This window comes from Brevundimonas sp. M20 (assembly GCF_006547065.1).
Lineage (GTDB): Bacteria > Pseudomonadota > Alphaproteobacteria > Caulobacterales > Caulobacteraceae > Brevundimonas.
Window position 1 is genome coordinate 1474511 of sequence record NZ_CP041243.1, and the last position, 13583, is coordinate 1488093.

Genomic DNA, 13583 nt, shown 5'->3' on the forward strand with positions numbered 1-13583 from the left:
TCTGGCGGGCGGCTTCAACCGCCGGGGTGTCCGGACGCCCGAAAAACGTGTCCGGACATGAAAAACGCCGGAGCTTTCGCCCCGGCGTTCTTGTGGTCCTGCCTCGAAACGAGGCCTAGCCGCGCTTCTCGATCGGCACGTAGTCGCGCTCGGTCGGGCCGGTGTACAGCTGACGCGGGCGGCCGATTTTCTGGCCCGGGTCGGCCATCATTTCCTGCCACTGGGCGATCCAGCCCACGGTGCGGGCCAGGGCGAACAGCACGGTGAACATGCTGGTCGGGAAGCCCATCGCCGACAGGGTGATGCCCGAGTAGAAGTCGACGTTCGGGAACAGCTTGCGCGAGGTGAAGTACTCGTCCTGCAGGGCGACCTTCTCCAGCTCCTTGGCGACCAGGAACAGCGGGTCGTTCTGGCGGCCGGTCGCTTCGAGCACTTCGTAGGCCGACTGCTGCATGACCTTCGCGCGCGGATCGTAGTTCTTGTACACGCGGTGGCCGAAGCCCATCAGCTTGTACTTGCGGTCCTTCACGCCCTGGATGAACTCCGGGATCTTGTCCGGGGTGCCGATCTCCTTGAGCATGTTCAGCGCCTCTTCGTTGGCGCCGCCGTGCGACGGGCCCCACAGGCAGGCGATGCCGGCGGCGATACAGGCGAACGGATTGGCGCCCGACGAACCGGCCAGACGGACGGTCGAGGTCGAGGCGTTCTGCTCGTGATCGGCGTGCAGGGTGAAGATGCGGTCCATGGCGCGGACCAGACGCGGATCAACCTGATAGTCCTCGGCCGGAACGGCGAAGCACATGCGCAGGAAGTTCTCGGCGTAGGACAGGTCGTTGCGCGGCGAAACGAAGGGCTGGCCGATATGGTATTTGTAGGCGCGGGCCGCGATGGTCGGCATCTTCGCGATCAGGCGGATGGCCGAGATGTTGCGCTGGACCGGATCATGGATGTCCAGGCTGTCGTGATAGAAGGCCGACAGGGCGCCGACGGTGCCGACCATGATCGACATCGGGTGAGCGTCGCGCCGGAAGCCCTCGAAGAAGCGGTCGAACTGGCTGTGCAGCATCGTATGCATGGTGATGCTGTTCTTGAACTCTTCGTACTGCGCCGCGGTCGGCAGTTCGCCGTGCAGCAGCAGGTGGCAGACCTCGATGAAGTTCGACTGCGAGGCCAGCTGGTCAATCGGGTAGCCGCGGTGCAGCAGAACACCGGCGTCGCCGTCGATGAAGGTCAGGCCGGACTCGCACGAGGCGGTCGAGGTGAATCCCGGGTCGAAAGTGAAGGCGTCGGTGCCCGCGTACAGCTTGCGGATGTCGATGACGTCCGGGCCGGTGGAACCCGACAGCACCGGAAGGTCAATCGACTTTCCGGCGTAGTTGAGGGTCGCCGTACCGGCGGGTTTGGCTTGGTCGGTCATTTCAGCCCCTTTGTCAGAACGGTCTCGCGCGGGGAGGCGACGGACCGCGTTTCATTTGTGAACGTCACTTAGTCTGTTGCAGCGCATCATCCAAGCGCCCGAGGCTTTCTTCTCGCCCCAGAGCCGCCAAAGTTTTCGCGATGTCGGGCGAAGCGGCCCCTCCGGTCAGGGCCGCGCGGGTCGCCGGGCCGATTTTCCCGAAGCCCACGCCTTCCTCTTCGGCGAAGGCCTTGAGCTCGGCTTCAAGGGCGAAAACATCCCAGCTGCCGAACAATTTCAGCCGATCCCGCAGGCGGCCGATGCGCTCGCCGGACTCGCCGGACAGCAGGCCAAGTCCCTTTTCATCGATGGAAAGCGGACGGGGCTTCAGGACGAAGGCGGTCTGGTCTGCCAGTTCCAGCGTGGTTTTGGCGCGGTCCTTCACGAACGGCATGGCGCGCAGCAAGCGGGTCTCGTCGTCAGGGGCCAGCGCATGGCCGCGCGACAGGTGCACGTCGAGGGTCAGCTTGGCCAGCCGGTCGTCCTGCGCGAGCCGGATCCAGTGGCTGTTGACGTGGGCCAACTTGTCGAAGTCCAGTCGCGACGGCGCCTTGCCGATGCCGCCCAGATCGAACCACTCCTGCGCCTGCGCGTCGGAGAACAGCTCGTCGTCGCCGTGGGCCCAGCCGAGTCGGGCCAGATAGTTGCGCATCGCCTCGGGCAGGTAGCCCATCTCGGCGTACTCATGCACCGCCTGCGCTCCATGCCGCTTGGACAGCTTGGCGCCGTCCGGACCGTGGATCAGGGGGATGTGGGCGAAGGTCGGGCGGGGCCAGCCCAGGGCGTCATAGATCAGGCTCTGGCGGGCGGCGTTGTTCAGGTGATCGTCGCCACGGATGACGTGGGTGACCCCCATGTCGTGGTCATCGACCACCACGGCGAGGTTGTAGGTCGGGGCGCCGTCCGAGCGCACGATGACCAGATCGTCCAACGCCGACGACTCCCAGCGCACCGTGCCCTGCACGGCGTCGTCCACGACCACGGGCGCGTCGGCCGGGCGGCGGAAGCGGATGGTGTGCGGCTTCAGCAGGTCATCCACGCTCGGCTCACGGTCGCGCCAGGGCGACTCGAAAGTTTTGCCGTCCGCCTTGGCCTGATCCCGCAGGGCGCCGGTCTCTTCGGCGGTCAGGAAGTCGCGATAGGCGTGGCCGCTCTCGAGCAACTGGTTCGCCACCTCGCGGTGGCGGTCGGCGCGCGAGAACTGGAACACCGGCTCCTCGTCGGCGAACAGCTCCAGCCAGGCCATGCCGTCGAAAATGGCCTTCACGGCCTCTTCGGTCGACCGCTCGCGGTCGGTGTCCTCCACCCGGACAAGGAATTTGCCGCCGTGGCGACGGGCGAACAGGTAGTTGAACAGGGCGGTGCGGGCGCCGCCGATGTGCAGGAAACCGGTCGGCGAGGGGGCGAAGCGGGTGACGACGGGGAGGCTCATGCCGGGGTTATAGCGCCGCCCGAGCCTGAGCCTAGCCCTGTCGGCGCGGGAGCGTTTACCGACGCGTCCGGGAAGGTCTTTATCCATAGGTTGTGAAGGTGGAGATTTTGTCGTCATGGTTCTTTCGGGCCATGCGCGGCGGGGGATTTGACGGGTGGCGGCGATCACGCGGGAGACGGTGACGGAGTGGCTGGGTGCGCAGGTCGCGGCCCAGAGCCTGCGCTGGCGTCTGTGGGCGCCGGTGGCGTTCGGCGGGGGCTGCGCGACCTATTTCGCCTTCAGGGCTGAGCCGCCATCATGGCCGCTGCTGCTGTTCGCGGTGGCGGCGTCAGGCGGGTGGCTGGCAGGGCGGCGGCTGCATCTGGCGCGGGCGTGGAGCCTGTGCCTGCTGATGCTGGCCTTTTTCGCGCTGGGACTGGCGGTCGCCAAGCTGAGGACCGATGCGGTGGCGGCGCCCATCGCGCCCGCGCTGGAAGGCCCGACGGTGATCGAGGGCTGGGTGGTCGATGTCGACAGCCCCGGCTCGGCGGGCGCGCGGGCGATCATCGCCCCGGTCCGCATCCGGGGGCTGGCGCCGGAGCAGACGCCGGTGCGCATCCGGGCCACGATCAAGGAGGCGCTGCCGCCCGCGCCCGGGGAGCCGATCCGCCTGTTCGCCATCCTGAACCCGCCGCCCGCGCCGGCCAGCCCCGGCGCCTATGATTTCGGCCGCACGGCCTTCTTCCAGCGGATCGGCGGGGTGGCCTTCAGCCTGGGCGAGACCCGCTCCACGGTCTTGCCCGAGGTCCCATGGCGATTGCGGCTGGTGATGAAGATCAACGCCTTCCGCTTCGATCTGGCGAAGCGGATCGTCGCGCGGCAGGGCGAGCGGGCGGGCGGCGTGGCGGCGGCCATGACCACGGGGCAGGAGGCCTGGCTGGACCCGGCGGAGGTCGATGTGATGCGGGACTCGGGGCTGGCGCACATCCTGTCGATCTCGGGCCTGCACATGGCGGTGGTCGGCGGGTTCGCCTTCTTTCTGGTGCGGCTGCTGGTCGCCCTGTGGCCGTGGCTGGCGCTGCGGGTGTCGGGCAAGAAGGTGGCGGCCTGGGCGGGATTGCTGGCGGTGGGCACCTATCTGGTGGTGTCGGGCGCGCCGCCCCCGGCCGAGCGGGCGGCCATCACCGCCGCCATCGCCTTCCTCGCCGTTCTGCTGGACCGGCAGGCGATCACCATGCACGCGCTGGCGGTGGCGGCCTTTGTGGTGCTGCTGCTTCAGCCCGAGGCGATTGTGACGCCGGGGTTCCAGATGTCGTTCGCGGCTACGGCGGCGCTGGTGGCGCTCGTTGAGGCCTGGCCCCGGCGACCGAAGGAGATTTCGGCCCCGCTGCCCATTCTCGCGGTGCAGAGGACGGGGGCGTGGATCGGGGCGGCGGTGCTGGCCAGTCTGGTGGCGGGCGCGGCGACCGGACCGTTCGCCATGCAGCATTTCAACCGCTCGGCCATGTACGGGCTGGCGGCGAACCTCGCGACAGCGCCGCTGTCAGACTTTCTGATCATGCCCGCGCTGGCGCTGGGTGCCTTGCTGGAGCCTATCGGTCTCGGCGCGCCCTTCCTGTGGCTCGCGGCGAAGGGGATCGAGGTGATGCTGGCCATCGGCGGGTGGACGGCGGGCCTGCCGGGCGCGGTCCGGACCATCGCCAGCGCGCCGGAGATCGTCCTGCCGCTGGCTTTCCTCGGCATCCTGTTCTGCTGCCTGTGGCGCGGGCCGCTGCGGTGGCTGGGCCTGCCGCTGGCCTGTGCGGTGCTGATCTGGCCCAGAACGCCGACGCCGGACCTCTGGATCGGCGACGGCGGCTTGCAGGCGGCGTGGATGCAGGATCGGCAGGCCGTGGTGGCGCGACCCGGCGTGCGGCAGTTCGCAGTCGATGTCTGGACCCGCAGGCGGGGGCTGGAGGCGGTGGAGCGTCCGACTGAGGGCTGGACCTGCGGCCGCTTCTCCTGCGCGCCGGAGACATCAGGACCGGTGGCGCTGTGGTGGGGCAGGCGCGCGCCGACGGCGGAACAGATGGACGGACTATGCCGATCCGCGCCGGTCGTCAGTATACGGACGGTCGTGCGCGAACTGCCGCCGTCCTGCGGCAGAAGGCTGGTTCTCGACGGTCTCGACTACGCCCGGGGCGGCGCGGTGGAGCTGAAACGCGAAGGGCCCGCCGCGGCGAACCGCTGGCGAGCCCGGTGGGTGTCCGACGTGCGCGGGGAGCGGCCGTGGAGCCGCTACGGCGCCGCCGAGGGTCAGTGATAGCGGCGGATCAGGCCGACCAGCTTGCCCTGCACGGCCACCTGATCGGCGCCGTAAATCTTGGTCTCATAGTTGCGGTTGGCGGGCTCCAGGGCGATGGAGGCGCCCTTCTTGCGCAGGCGCTTCAGCGTCGCCTGTTCACCCTCGACCAGAGCGACGACGATCTCGCCCGAGGAGCAGTTCTCGGTCGATTTGATGATGACCATGTCGCCGTTGAGGATGCCGGCCTCGATCATCGAGTCGCCCTCGATCTCGAGCAGATAGTGCTCGCCAGAGCCGAGCATGGCCTCCGGCACCGGATAGCGGGCGGTCTCGTGCTCGATGGCGTCGATGGGGGTGCCCGCGGCGATCTTGCCCATCAGGGACAGTTCACGGGTGTCGTTGGCGGGCTCGGCGGCCTTGGGACGACCACCGCCCTCGATCACGCCGGGCTTGAAGCCGGCATGGCCGCGCGGCGCGCCCGCCGTGGCCTGTTCCGGCAGTTTGGTGACTTCCAGCGCGCGGGCGCGGTGGGCGAGGCGGCGGATGAAGCCGCGCTCCTCCAGCGCCGTGATCAGCCGGTGGATGCCCGACTTGGACGCCAGATCCAGCGCCTCCTTCATCTCGTCGAACGACGGAGACACACCAGTCTCCTGAATCCGTTCGTGGATGAACATGAGCAGTTCGTGCTGTTTGCGCGTGAGCATGCGGCCCTCGAGGCGAATCCGGTTTCCGGAACGCTAGCGGAACAAACCGCAAACGTCCACCAACTGTTCCTGTGGTGTTCCGGTTAAGGTCCGGTTACCACTCATCAGAGGCGTCTGGCGGGGGGGGGGCGACCTGTTGGGCCTTTCGCGCTGAAAAGCTCCGCATTAGGGGAAACGTGGGAGGCGGGAAAACATGGACAGTCATCACATCGCGAAGCTTCAGCGCGTCGTCTTCGAGCGGCTGACCATAGGCGAATCCCGCAAGACTTTGTTCGCCGAGCTGAGCCGCAGGCTGGATGAAACGGCCGCCAACGGCGTGATTCGAGACGCGATCAGGGAAATCGCCGAGCAGACGGCCCAGGGAACCTATGCCGCAGAGGCGAAACGCATCCGCGAGCGCAAGCTGGTCTCGACCGAGATCACCTGGCGAAACATCGGCTTCGTCCTGATGGGCGGCGGGATCGTCTTCACCGCTATCAGCATGTTGGCTGGGCAGCCCGCGCTTGCTCTGGTTCCGGTCGTCGGCGGCTTCCTGATTGTCGTCGTCAACGAGCCGAAGATCAAAACCCGCATTGCGCAGGCGGGTGCGGCGGTGGATCGGCTGCTCGAGGAGAACGAAGCCTAGCCCAGCAACGCCCGCGTCGCCGCTTCCACGTCGTCCTGACGCATCAGGCTTTCGCCGACGAGGATGGCCTGGGCGTGCGCGTCGGAGACTTGCTGGACGTCGTCCGGGGTGAAGATGCCGCTTTCGGCCACCAGCAGCGCCCTCACCGGGCTCAGCATCGCGAGGCGTTCTGTGGTCTCCAGATCGACCTCGAAGGTCCGCAGGGAGCGGTTGTTGATGCCGACCAGATCGCCGCCGAGCTTGCAGGCGCGGGCCATCTCGGCCTCGTCGTGGGTCTCGATCAGGGCGTCCATACCGAAGCGCTCGGCCTCGGCCAGCAGTTCGGCGGCCAGCGTGTCGTCGATCATGGCCAGGATGATCAGGATGCAGTCGGCGCCCAGCGCCCGGCTCTCGGCCACCTGCCACGGGTCCACCAGGAAGTCCTTGCGCAGGCAGGGCAGCGAGACCGCGTCACGGGCGGCGGACAGATAGCTGTCGTCGCCCTGGAAGCTGGGCCCGTCGGTCAGGACGGACAGGCAGGAGGCGCCGCCGCGCCCGTAGGCCTGCGCCAGCGCGGGCGGATTGAAGTCGGCGCGGATCAGGCCCTTGGACGGGCTGGCTTTCTTGATCTCGGCGATCAGGGCCGGGCGGCCGGTGGCTTCGACGCGGGATTCCAGAGCGGCGCGGAAGCCGCGTGGGGCCGAGGCGAGGGCGGCGCGGGCCTCGACGGCGTCCTGCGACAGGGCGGCTTTCCGACCGGTGACGTCCTCGCGCTTGTAGGCGGCGATCCGTTCCAGCACGTCGGTCATGCCGTCTCCTCTTCCTCAATGGGCGTATTGGTGGCCTCGACCAGTTCGGCCAGGGCCTTGGCCGCGCGGCCGTCGTCGATGACGGCGGCGGCCTGAACCGCGCCCTCGGCCAGATCGGCGGCCTTGTCCGCCACCACCAGGGCGGCGGCGGCGTTCAGCAGGACGACGTCGCGATAGGCGCCAGTCGCCCCGTCCAGCAGGGCGCGCAGGGCCGTGGCGTTCTCCTCGGCGTCACCGCCACGGATGGCGCTGATGTCGTGGCGGGCCAGACCGGCGTCCTCGGGGGTGACGGTGAAACGACGCACGGCGCCGTCCTTCCACTCCGCCACCTCGGTCTCGCCGGTGACGGTCAGCTCGTCGAGGCCCTGACCGTGGACGGTCCAGGCCCGGATCGCGCCCAGACGGCCCAGCACCTCGGCCAGCGGCTCCAGCAGGCGGGGATCATAGACGCCCATGACCTGCCGCTTCGCCCGCGCCGGATTGGACAGCGGACCCAGCAGGTTGAACACGGTGCGGAAGCCGATCTCGGTCCGCACCGGGCCGACGTGGCGCATGGCCCCGTGGTAGGTGGGAGCGAACAGGAAGGCGATGCCGGCCTTGTCTAACGCGCGGAGCTGTTGGGCCTCGGTGGCCTGAAGGTTCACGCCCAGCACCGACAGGACGTCGGACGAGCCGGATTTGGAGCTGAGCGCCCGGTTGCCGTGCTTAGCGACCTTCAGTCCGGCGCCCGCAAGCACGAGGGCCGCGGCGGTGGAGATGTTGTAGGTGTGCTGGCCGTCACCGCCGGTGCCGCAGGTGTCGATCACCTCATACGGATGGTCGAGCGTCAGGGCCGCCTCGCGCATGGCGGTGGCGAAGGCCGCGATCTCGCCCACAGTCTCGCCCCGGATACGCAGGGCGGTGACGGCGGCGGCGACCTGGGCCGGGGTCGGCTCGCCGCGCAGGCAGGCGGCGAAGAAGGCGTGCGCCTCCGCGTCCGACAGCACCTGACCGTCGACCAGCCTGGCCAGCAGTGACTTGACGTCAGCCACGTCAGACCATCGCCCGACGCTTGACGCCCGCGAGATCGAGGAAGTTGGCCAGCAGGTCGTGGCCGTGCTCGGTGGCGATCGATTCCGGGTGGAATTGGACGCCGTGGATCGGGCGGGTCTTGTGGGCCAGCCCCATGATCTCGCCGTCGGCGGTCCAGGCGGTGACCTCCAGCACGTCCGGCAGGGTTTCCCGCTTCACGGCCAGCGAATGGTAGCGGGTCGCGGTGAACGGCGAGGGCAGGCCGCGGAAGACGCTCTTGCCTTCGTGCAGGATGGGCGAGGTCTTGCCGTGCATCAGGGCCTTGGCGCGGATCACGTCACCGCCGAAGGCCTGTCCCATCGCCTGATGGCCCAGACAGACGCCGAAGATCGGCATGTCCAGGGGCGCGGTGTCCAGCAGGGCGAGGCAGACGCCCGCCTCGTTGGGGGTGCACGGACCCGGCGACAGCAGCACGGCCTCGGGCTTCAGCGCCCAGGCCTCGGCGGCGGTCAGGTCGTCATTGCGCACGACCTTGGTCTCCGCGCCCAGCTCCGCGAGGTAGTGGACGAGGTTGTAGGTAAAACTGTCGTAGTTATCGACGACGAGGATCATGGCTCTGGTTCTAGGGACTGGAGGCCGTAAGGCCAAGCACCGAGGGTGCGGTAAGATGGCGTTAACCTTGTTGGATCGAATTGGGACTCTTCGACGGGGGAGGCTCGAATGGCCGATGACATCCAGAAGGCGCGGGCTCTGCTGATCGCTCCGATCACGGTTCACAGCCCTTGGGCGGCGCTCGGCGCGGCGGCTCTGGCGGCGACGGCGGCGGTCCTGATGGCCGGGGTGATGATCCTCGGGCCGGGCATCCGCTTCCAGGACGCCCCGCCGGTGTCTCAGGACCTGTTGCCGAACGGATAGCGCCACGCCTCGTCCGCGGCCCGCATGGGCGCGCGGGCCTTGGCCCGGGTCTCCGCATATTCCGCCGCCGGATCGCTGTCCGAGACGACGCCGGCGCCGGCCTGAACGTGGATCTGGCCGTCGGCGAACAGGGCGGTGCGCAGGACGATGCAGATGTCCGCCTCGCCGCCCGCCGAGATGTAGCCGACGCCGCCGCCGTAGCCGACGCCGCGCTTCACCTGTTCCAGTTCGTCGATGATCTCCATGGCCCGCACCTTGGGCGCGCCCGACAGGGTGCCCGCCGGAAGCGCGGCCAGCAGGGTGTCGACCGCGTCCAGCTTCGGATCGGCCACGCCCTGCACGTCGGAGACGATGTGCATGACCGAACTGTAGCGCTCGACCACGAAGCTCTCCGTCACCTCGACGGTGCCCGGCGCGGCGACGCGGCCCACGTCATTGCGGCCCAGATCGAGCAGCATCAGATGTTCCGCGCGTTCCTTGGGATCGGCCAGCAGTTCGGCCTCCAGCGCCTTGTCGGCTTCCCGCGTCTCGCCGCGGGGGCGGGTCCCGGCGAGCGGCCGGATCGTCACCCGACCGTCCTTGAGGCGGACGAGGATTTCCGGGCTCGAACCCGCCAGCTGGAAGTCGCCGAAGTCCAGGAAGAACAGGTAGGGCGACGGGTTCTGACGGCGCAGGGCGCGGTAGAAGGCCAGCGGGTCCGCATCCCAGGCCGCCGAGAAGCGGTGGCTGAGCACGACCTGGAAGATGTCACCGGCCCCGATGTAGTCCTTGGCGCGGGCCACCATCTCGCCGAAGGCGGCTTCATCGACCGGCGAGACGAACTCGGGGCCGGGCGCCTCCACCGGGACGGGCAGGGCGGGCAGGGGCGTGCGCAGGTCGGCCTCGAAGCGGTCCAGCCGGGCGACGGCGGCGTCGAAGGCCACGCGGGCGTCCAGTCCGCTGTCCGGATAGGCGGCCGAGACCAGAACGATCTCGTGCTTCACGGAATCGAAGATGCCGACGATGGCGGGGCGGGTCAGGACCGCGTCGGGCAGGTTCAGCGGATCGGGGTTGGGCTTGCCCAGCGGCTCGAGCAGCCGGACCATGTCATAGCCGAACACCCCGAACAGACCCGCGGCCATGGGCGGCAGGTCTTCGGGCAGGTCGAACCGCGAAGCGGCCATCAGCGCCCTCAGAGACGCCAGCGGATCGTCCCCGTCCGGGCTGTAGGTGTCGGCCGCGATGGCCGATTCCCCGCGCGCCAGCTCCGGCTTGCGATCCCGGCAACGCCAGACGACGTCCGGCTCGCGCGTGATGATCGAGTAGCGGCCGTTGACGGCGCCGCCCTCCACGGACTCCAGAAGGAAGGCGTGGGCCCGGCCGCGACCGACCTTCAGGAAGGCCGAAACCGGGGTCTCCAGATCATCCACCAGACGGCGGACGACCACCTGCGGCCGGTCCGAGGACCAGCCGTCCTGGAAGGCGGAGAAGACGGCGGAAGGTTCCGCCGCCGTCATTGCGCCGGAGCGGGCGTCGGAGCCCCCGGAGCAGTCGGAGCGACCGGCGGAAGGTCCAGGGCCTGACGGGCCAGCGCTTCGTCGAACGTGGCCTTCTCGCGAGCTGCGGCGGCCTTGATCGCTGTTTCGCCGAAGGCGTTCAGCAGATCGCCCGACAGACGGTCGCGGAACTGGACGGCGGCGCCGGCGGCGAGGGTCGCGTTCGGCGTGTTGATGCGGTCCGTGCGGCCGATGACATAGCTCTCCGCGTCCTGCTGTTGCGAGAAGATCTGACCGGCGGGTGTGCTGAACAGGCCGCCGACGAGACCGCGACCGCGGCTCTGGTCCTGCGCGCTGATGCCTGCGCCGGTTTCGAGGGTCGCGCCGGCCGAGCGAGCGACGGCGGCGATGTCCTCGCCGCCGCGAACGCGGGCGGCCAGGGCGTTGGCCCGGGTGGTCAGCAGGCGGGCGTTCTCACGCGCGATCCAGTTGGCGGTCAGGCCGCTGCGGAACTGTGCGTTGTCCAGCGACGGCAGGGCAGGCGGGATGATCGCATCGACGCGGACAACGACGTATTCGCCTTCACCGATCGGCAGGGTCTCGCTTTCACCACGGACGCCGAGTTTCCACATGGCTTCGAGCAGTTGCGGCGGCGCGCGGAAGTTCGGTTGCTCGAGGCTGCGGCCGTCCTGGGTGACGGCCGGGATGGCCAAGGTACGGGCGCCGACTTCAGCCACGGCGGCGTCCAGGGTTTTGCCGTTCTGACGGGCCTTGTCGTAGGCCTCGACGCGGGCATAGACGGCCGCGCGCACGTCTTCGGCACGCAGTTCGTCGATGATCTGGGCGCGCACGTCGTTCAGGGTCGCCGGACGGCCGGGTTTGATGCCGGTCAGCTTGGCGACGACGAAGCCGACGCGGGCCTGCACCGGGTCCGAAATCTGGTTCTCGGTCATGCCGAAGACGGCTGTGGCGACCGCCGGATCGGTGACGGCGCTGCGCGGACGGTCGGTGAAGACGGTCGGCTGCAGGTTATTGGCCTGGGCGACGGCTTCCGGAGTCTGGCCCGAACGCAGGGCGGCGGCGATGCGGTCGGCCGTCGCCTTGTTCGGGGCGGTCAGGGACACGAACGAGCGGGTCTCCGGTTGCGACAGGGCGTCACGACGGAAGTTGAAGCGCTCCTCGATGCGGGCTTCGCTGACTTCGCCCTGACCATCGTTCGGCGCGTTGAACAGCACGACGGTCGCGCGGCGGAATTCCGGCAGGCGCAGTTCGGCTGCGTTCTGGTTGATGAAGGCGGTCAGTTGGGCGTCGGTCGGAGCCGACGCCGTTCCGGCCATCGCCTGGGTGACCGTGAACCAGCGGGCGTCCCGGGTCTGGGTGGCCTGATTGGCCATGACGGCCCCGTAGATGCGCGGCAGGCGCAGACCGGCGCCGACGGCCGAACCGTAGTGGCTGGTCACGATGTTGTCGCGCATCTCCTGCTCGACCTGCTGCGGGGTGGTGTTGTTCTGCTGGAGGACTTGGACGTACTGCGTCTCGTCAAAGCGGCCGGTGACCGAATCGAAGAAGGCGGGGATCTGGCGAATCTGACGCAACACCAGCTCATTGCCGGGACGGATGCCGGCCTTCCACGCCCATGACATGAAGCCGAGCTTCTGGGCTTCCTGGCCCAGGTGGGCGGTCAGGGCGCCGTTGGCGACCAGTTCCTCGTAGCTCAGCTCCCGTCCGGCCTGCTGCTGGGCCTGATCGCGGCGGCGATCCAGATCAGCCCGGAAGGCGGGGGCGTCGATGCTGCGTTCGCCGGCCGACACCACATGCTTGCCGCCGAAGCCGCCGAAGACGTCGCCCATCTGCGAACCGCCGGTGATCAGCAGGCCGAGAGCCAGCACCACGAACAGACCGATGGCCCATTTGGATTTGGCGAAGTTGCGGAACGCGGTGAGCATGATCAGTCCTGACGGATGAGCGGCGAGAATGGCCGCATCGGCCTATAGGGCGTGAGGGGCCAGCACGGCAAGACGATGACGCCGCTTCGCGTGTGGGGCATCTTGGCTTGTGCGTCAGGTCCGCCTAGACAGGCCCGCATGAAACAATCCGTGAAGTTGGTTGCCGGCAACTGGAAAATGAACGGTCTGGGCGCGAGCCTGGACGAGGTGGAGACCCTGAAGGCCGCGCTGGCCGAGGAGGCTTCGGCCTGTCGTGTGGCCCTGTGTCCGCCCGCGACGTTGGTTGAGCGCATGGCGGCGATCTGCGCCGGCGGCCCGGTTGAGGTCGGCGGGCAGGATTGCCGCGCGGAAGCTTCGGGGGCCTTCACCGGCGATATCGCGGCGTCGATGCTGAAGGACGCGGGCGCGACGCTGGTGATTCTCGGCCATTCCGAACGCCGTCAGGGCTACGGCGAGACCAATGCGCTTGTGCTTGCCAAGGCCGAGGCCGCGGTAGCCGCGGGTCTGTCGCCGATCATCTGCGTGGGGGAAACGCTTGCGCAGCGCGAGGCCGGACAGGCCGTCGAGGTGGTGCGTGAGCAGGTCATCCACTCCCTGCCGCTGGCGCTCGCCGGTCAGGCCTTCGCGGTCGCCTATGAACCGGTCTGGGCCATCGGCACGGGCCTTACGCCGACGCTGGAACAGATCGAGGAGGTCCACCGGGCCGTCCGCGCGGCGATGATAGAACGTCTGGGTCTGGGCGGTGCGGAGCAGCCGATCCTGTATGGCGGTTCGGTCAAGCCGGATAACGCCCGTGACATCCTGTCCACCCCGGAGGTCGGCGGCGCTCTCGTGGGCGGCGCCTCGCTGAAGGCGGCGGACTTCCTGCAGATCATCCGGGCGGCGTAATCCCCGACGCCTATTCCCTAGTTCACTGCTTGATGTTAGACGCCGCCGCTTGATCGGCGCGGGTCCGCGCCACACATATC

Annotated in this window: 12 protein-coding genes; 4 read left to right on the forward strand and 8 right to left on the reverse strand. The window is 68.7% G+C overall.

The window, feature by feature from the left end; all coding sequences use genetic code 11:
- Window positions 1-115: 115 nt before the first annotated feature.
- A complete protein-coding gene (gene gltA / locus FKQ52_RS07045) occupies window positions 116-1417 on the reverse strand; it encodes a citrate synthase (RefSeq protein WP_141626528.1) in 1302 nt (433 codons plus the stop codon).
- A gap of 64 nt (window positions 1418-1481) precedes the next feature.
- Window positions 1482-2888: a glutamate--tRNA ligase gene (gene gltX / locus FKQ52_RS07050; RefSeq protein ID WP_141626529.1), complete on the reverse strand. Its 1407-nt coding sequence runs from the start codon at window positions 2886-2888 to the stop codon at window positions 1482-1484.
- Between the two features lie 154 nt (window positions 2889-3042).
- On the opposite strand from gltX, the gene FKQ52_RS07055 reads away from it, so the two are divergent.
- Window positions 3043-5169 carry a ComEC/Rec2 family competence protein gene (locus FKQ52_RS07055; protein WP_240811765.1) on the forward strand — a complete coding sequence of 709 codons (2127 nt, stop codon included), beginning with the start codon at window positions 3043-3045 and terminating at the stop codon, window positions 5167-5169.
- On the opposite strand, the gene lexA is transcribed toward FKQ52_RS07055, so the two are convergent.
- A complete protein-coding gene (lexA, locus tag FKQ52_RS07060) occupies window positions 5163-5855 on the reverse strand; it encodes a transcriptional repressor LexA (protein ID WP_141626530.1) in 693 nt (230 codons plus the stop codon). The genes FKQ52_RS07055 and lexA overlap by 7 nt on opposite strands.
- 193 nt (window positions 5856-6048) lie before the next feature.
- Here lexA and FKQ52_RS07065 point away from each other — a divergent pair, with 193 nt between their 5' ends.
- Window positions 6049-6480 (forward strand): hypothetical protein, encoded by a 432-nt coding sequence (locus FKQ52_RS07065; RefSeq protein ID WP_141626531.1) that lies wholly within the window; start codon window positions 6049-6051, stop codon window positions 6478-6480.
- Here FKQ52_RS07065 and trpC read toward each other — a convergent pair.
- Genes trpC through FKQ52_RS07080 form a run of 3 tightly spaced genes read right to left on the reverse strand, consistent with a single transcriptional unit; the run spans window position 6477 to window position 8891 of the window.
- On the reverse strand, window positions 6477-7268 hold the full coding sequence (gene trpC / locus FKQ52_RS07070; protein ID WP_141626532.1) for an indole-3-glycerol phosphate synthase TrpC: 792 nt from the start codon (window positions 7266-7268) through the stop codon (window positions 6477-6479). The two genes, FKQ52_RS07065 and trpC, sit on opposite strands and share 4 nt — an antisense overlap.
- Window positions 7265-8299: an anthranilate phosphoribosyltransferase gene (trpD, locus tag FKQ52_RS07075; protein ID WP_141626533.1), complete on the reverse strand. Its 1035-nt coding sequence runs from the start codon at window positions 8297-8299 to the stop codon at window positions 7265-7267. The genes trpC and trpD overlap by 4 nt, the downstream gene beginning before the upstream one ends.
- Before the next feature lies 1 nt (window position 8300).
- Window positions 8301-8891 carry an aminodeoxychorismate/anthranilate synthase component II gene (locus tag FKQ52_RS07080; protein ID WP_141626534.1) on the reverse strand — a complete coding sequence of 197 codons (591 nt, stop codon included), beginning with the start codon at window positions 8889-8891 and terminating at the stop codon, window positions 8301-8303.
- A gap of 108 nt (window positions 8892-8999) precedes the next feature.
- Here FKQ52_RS07080 and FKQ52_RS07085 point away from each other — a divergent pair, with 108 nt between their 5' ends.
- The gene (locus tag FKQ52_RS07085; protein ID WP_141626535.1) at window positions 9000-9194 is read left to right on the forward strand and encodes a peptidoglycan-binding protein; all 195 of its coding nucleotides are present in this window, start codon (window positions 9000-9002) and stop codon (window positions 9192-9194) included.
- On the opposite strand, the gene trpE is transcribed toward FKQ52_RS07085, so the two are convergent.
- The gene (gene trpE / locus FKQ52_RS07090; RefSeq protein ID WP_141626536.1) at window positions 9170-10690 is read right to left on the reverse strand and encodes an anthranilate synthase component I; all 1521 of its coding nucleotides are present in this window, start codon (window positions 10688-10690) and stop codon (window positions 9170-9172) included. The two genes, FKQ52_RS07085 and trpE, sit on opposite strands and share 25 nt — an antisense overlap.
- A complete protein-coding gene (locus FKQ52_RS07095) occupies window positions 10687-12615 on the reverse strand; it encodes a peptidylprolyl isomerase (protein WP_141626537.1) in 1929 nt (642 codons plus the stop codon). The genes trpE and FKQ52_RS07095 overlap by 4 nt, the downstream gene beginning before the upstream one ends.
- A gap of 138 nt (window positions 12616-12753) precedes the next feature.
- Here FKQ52_RS07095 and tpiA point away from each other — a divergent pair, with 138 nt between their 5' ends.
- Window positions 12754-13503, forward strand: a complete 750-nt coding sequence (tpiA, locus tag FKQ52_RS07100; protein WP_141626538.1) for a triose-phosphate isomerase — start codon at window positions 12754-12756, stop codon at window positions 13501-13503.
- Window positions 13504-13583 lie beyond the last annotated feature (80 nt).

Excerpts from the sequence above, each read along its gene's own strand:
- gltA (WP_141626528.1), bottom strand. The coding sequence starts at position 1,417 with ATGACCGACCAAGCCAAACCCGCCGGTACGGCGACCCTCAACTACGCC.
- gltX (WP_141626529.1), bottom strand. The coding sequence starts at position 2,888 with ATGAGCCTCCCCGTCGTCACCCGCTTCGCCCCCTCGCCGACCGGTTTC.
- lexA (WP_141626530.1), bottom strand. The coding sequence starts at position 5,855 with ATGCTCACGCGCAAACAGCACGAACTGCTCATGTTCATCCACGAACGG.
- FKQ52_RS07065 (WP_141626531.1), top strand. The coding sequence starts at position 6,049 with ATGGACAGTCATCACATCGCGAAGCTTCAGCGCGTCGTCTTCGAGCGG.
- trpC (WP_141626532.1), bottom strand. The coding sequence starts at position 7,268 with ATGACCGACGTGCTGGAACGGATCGCCGCCTACAAGCGCGAGGACGTC.
- FKQ52_RS07080 (WP_141626534.1), bottom strand. The coding sequence starts at position 8,891 with ATGATCCTCGTCGTCGATAACTACGACAGTTTTACCTACAACCTCGTC.
- FKQ52_RS07085 (WP_141626535.1), top strand. The coding sequence starts at position 9,000 with ATGGCCGATGACATCCAGAAGGCGCGGGCTCTGCTGATCGCTCCGATC.
- trpE (WP_141626536.1), bottom strand. The coding sequence starts at position 10,690 with ATGACGGCGGCGGAACCTTCCGCCGTCTTCTCCGCCTTCCAGGACGGC.
- FKQ52_RS07095 (WP_141626537.1), bottom strand. The coding sequence starts at position 12,615 with ATGCTCACCGCGTTCCGCAACTTCGCCAAATCCAAATGGGCCATCGGT.
- tpiA (WP_141626538.1), top strand. The coding sequence starts at position 12,754 with ATGAAACAATCCGTGAAGTTGGTTGCCGGCAACTGGAAAATGAACGGT.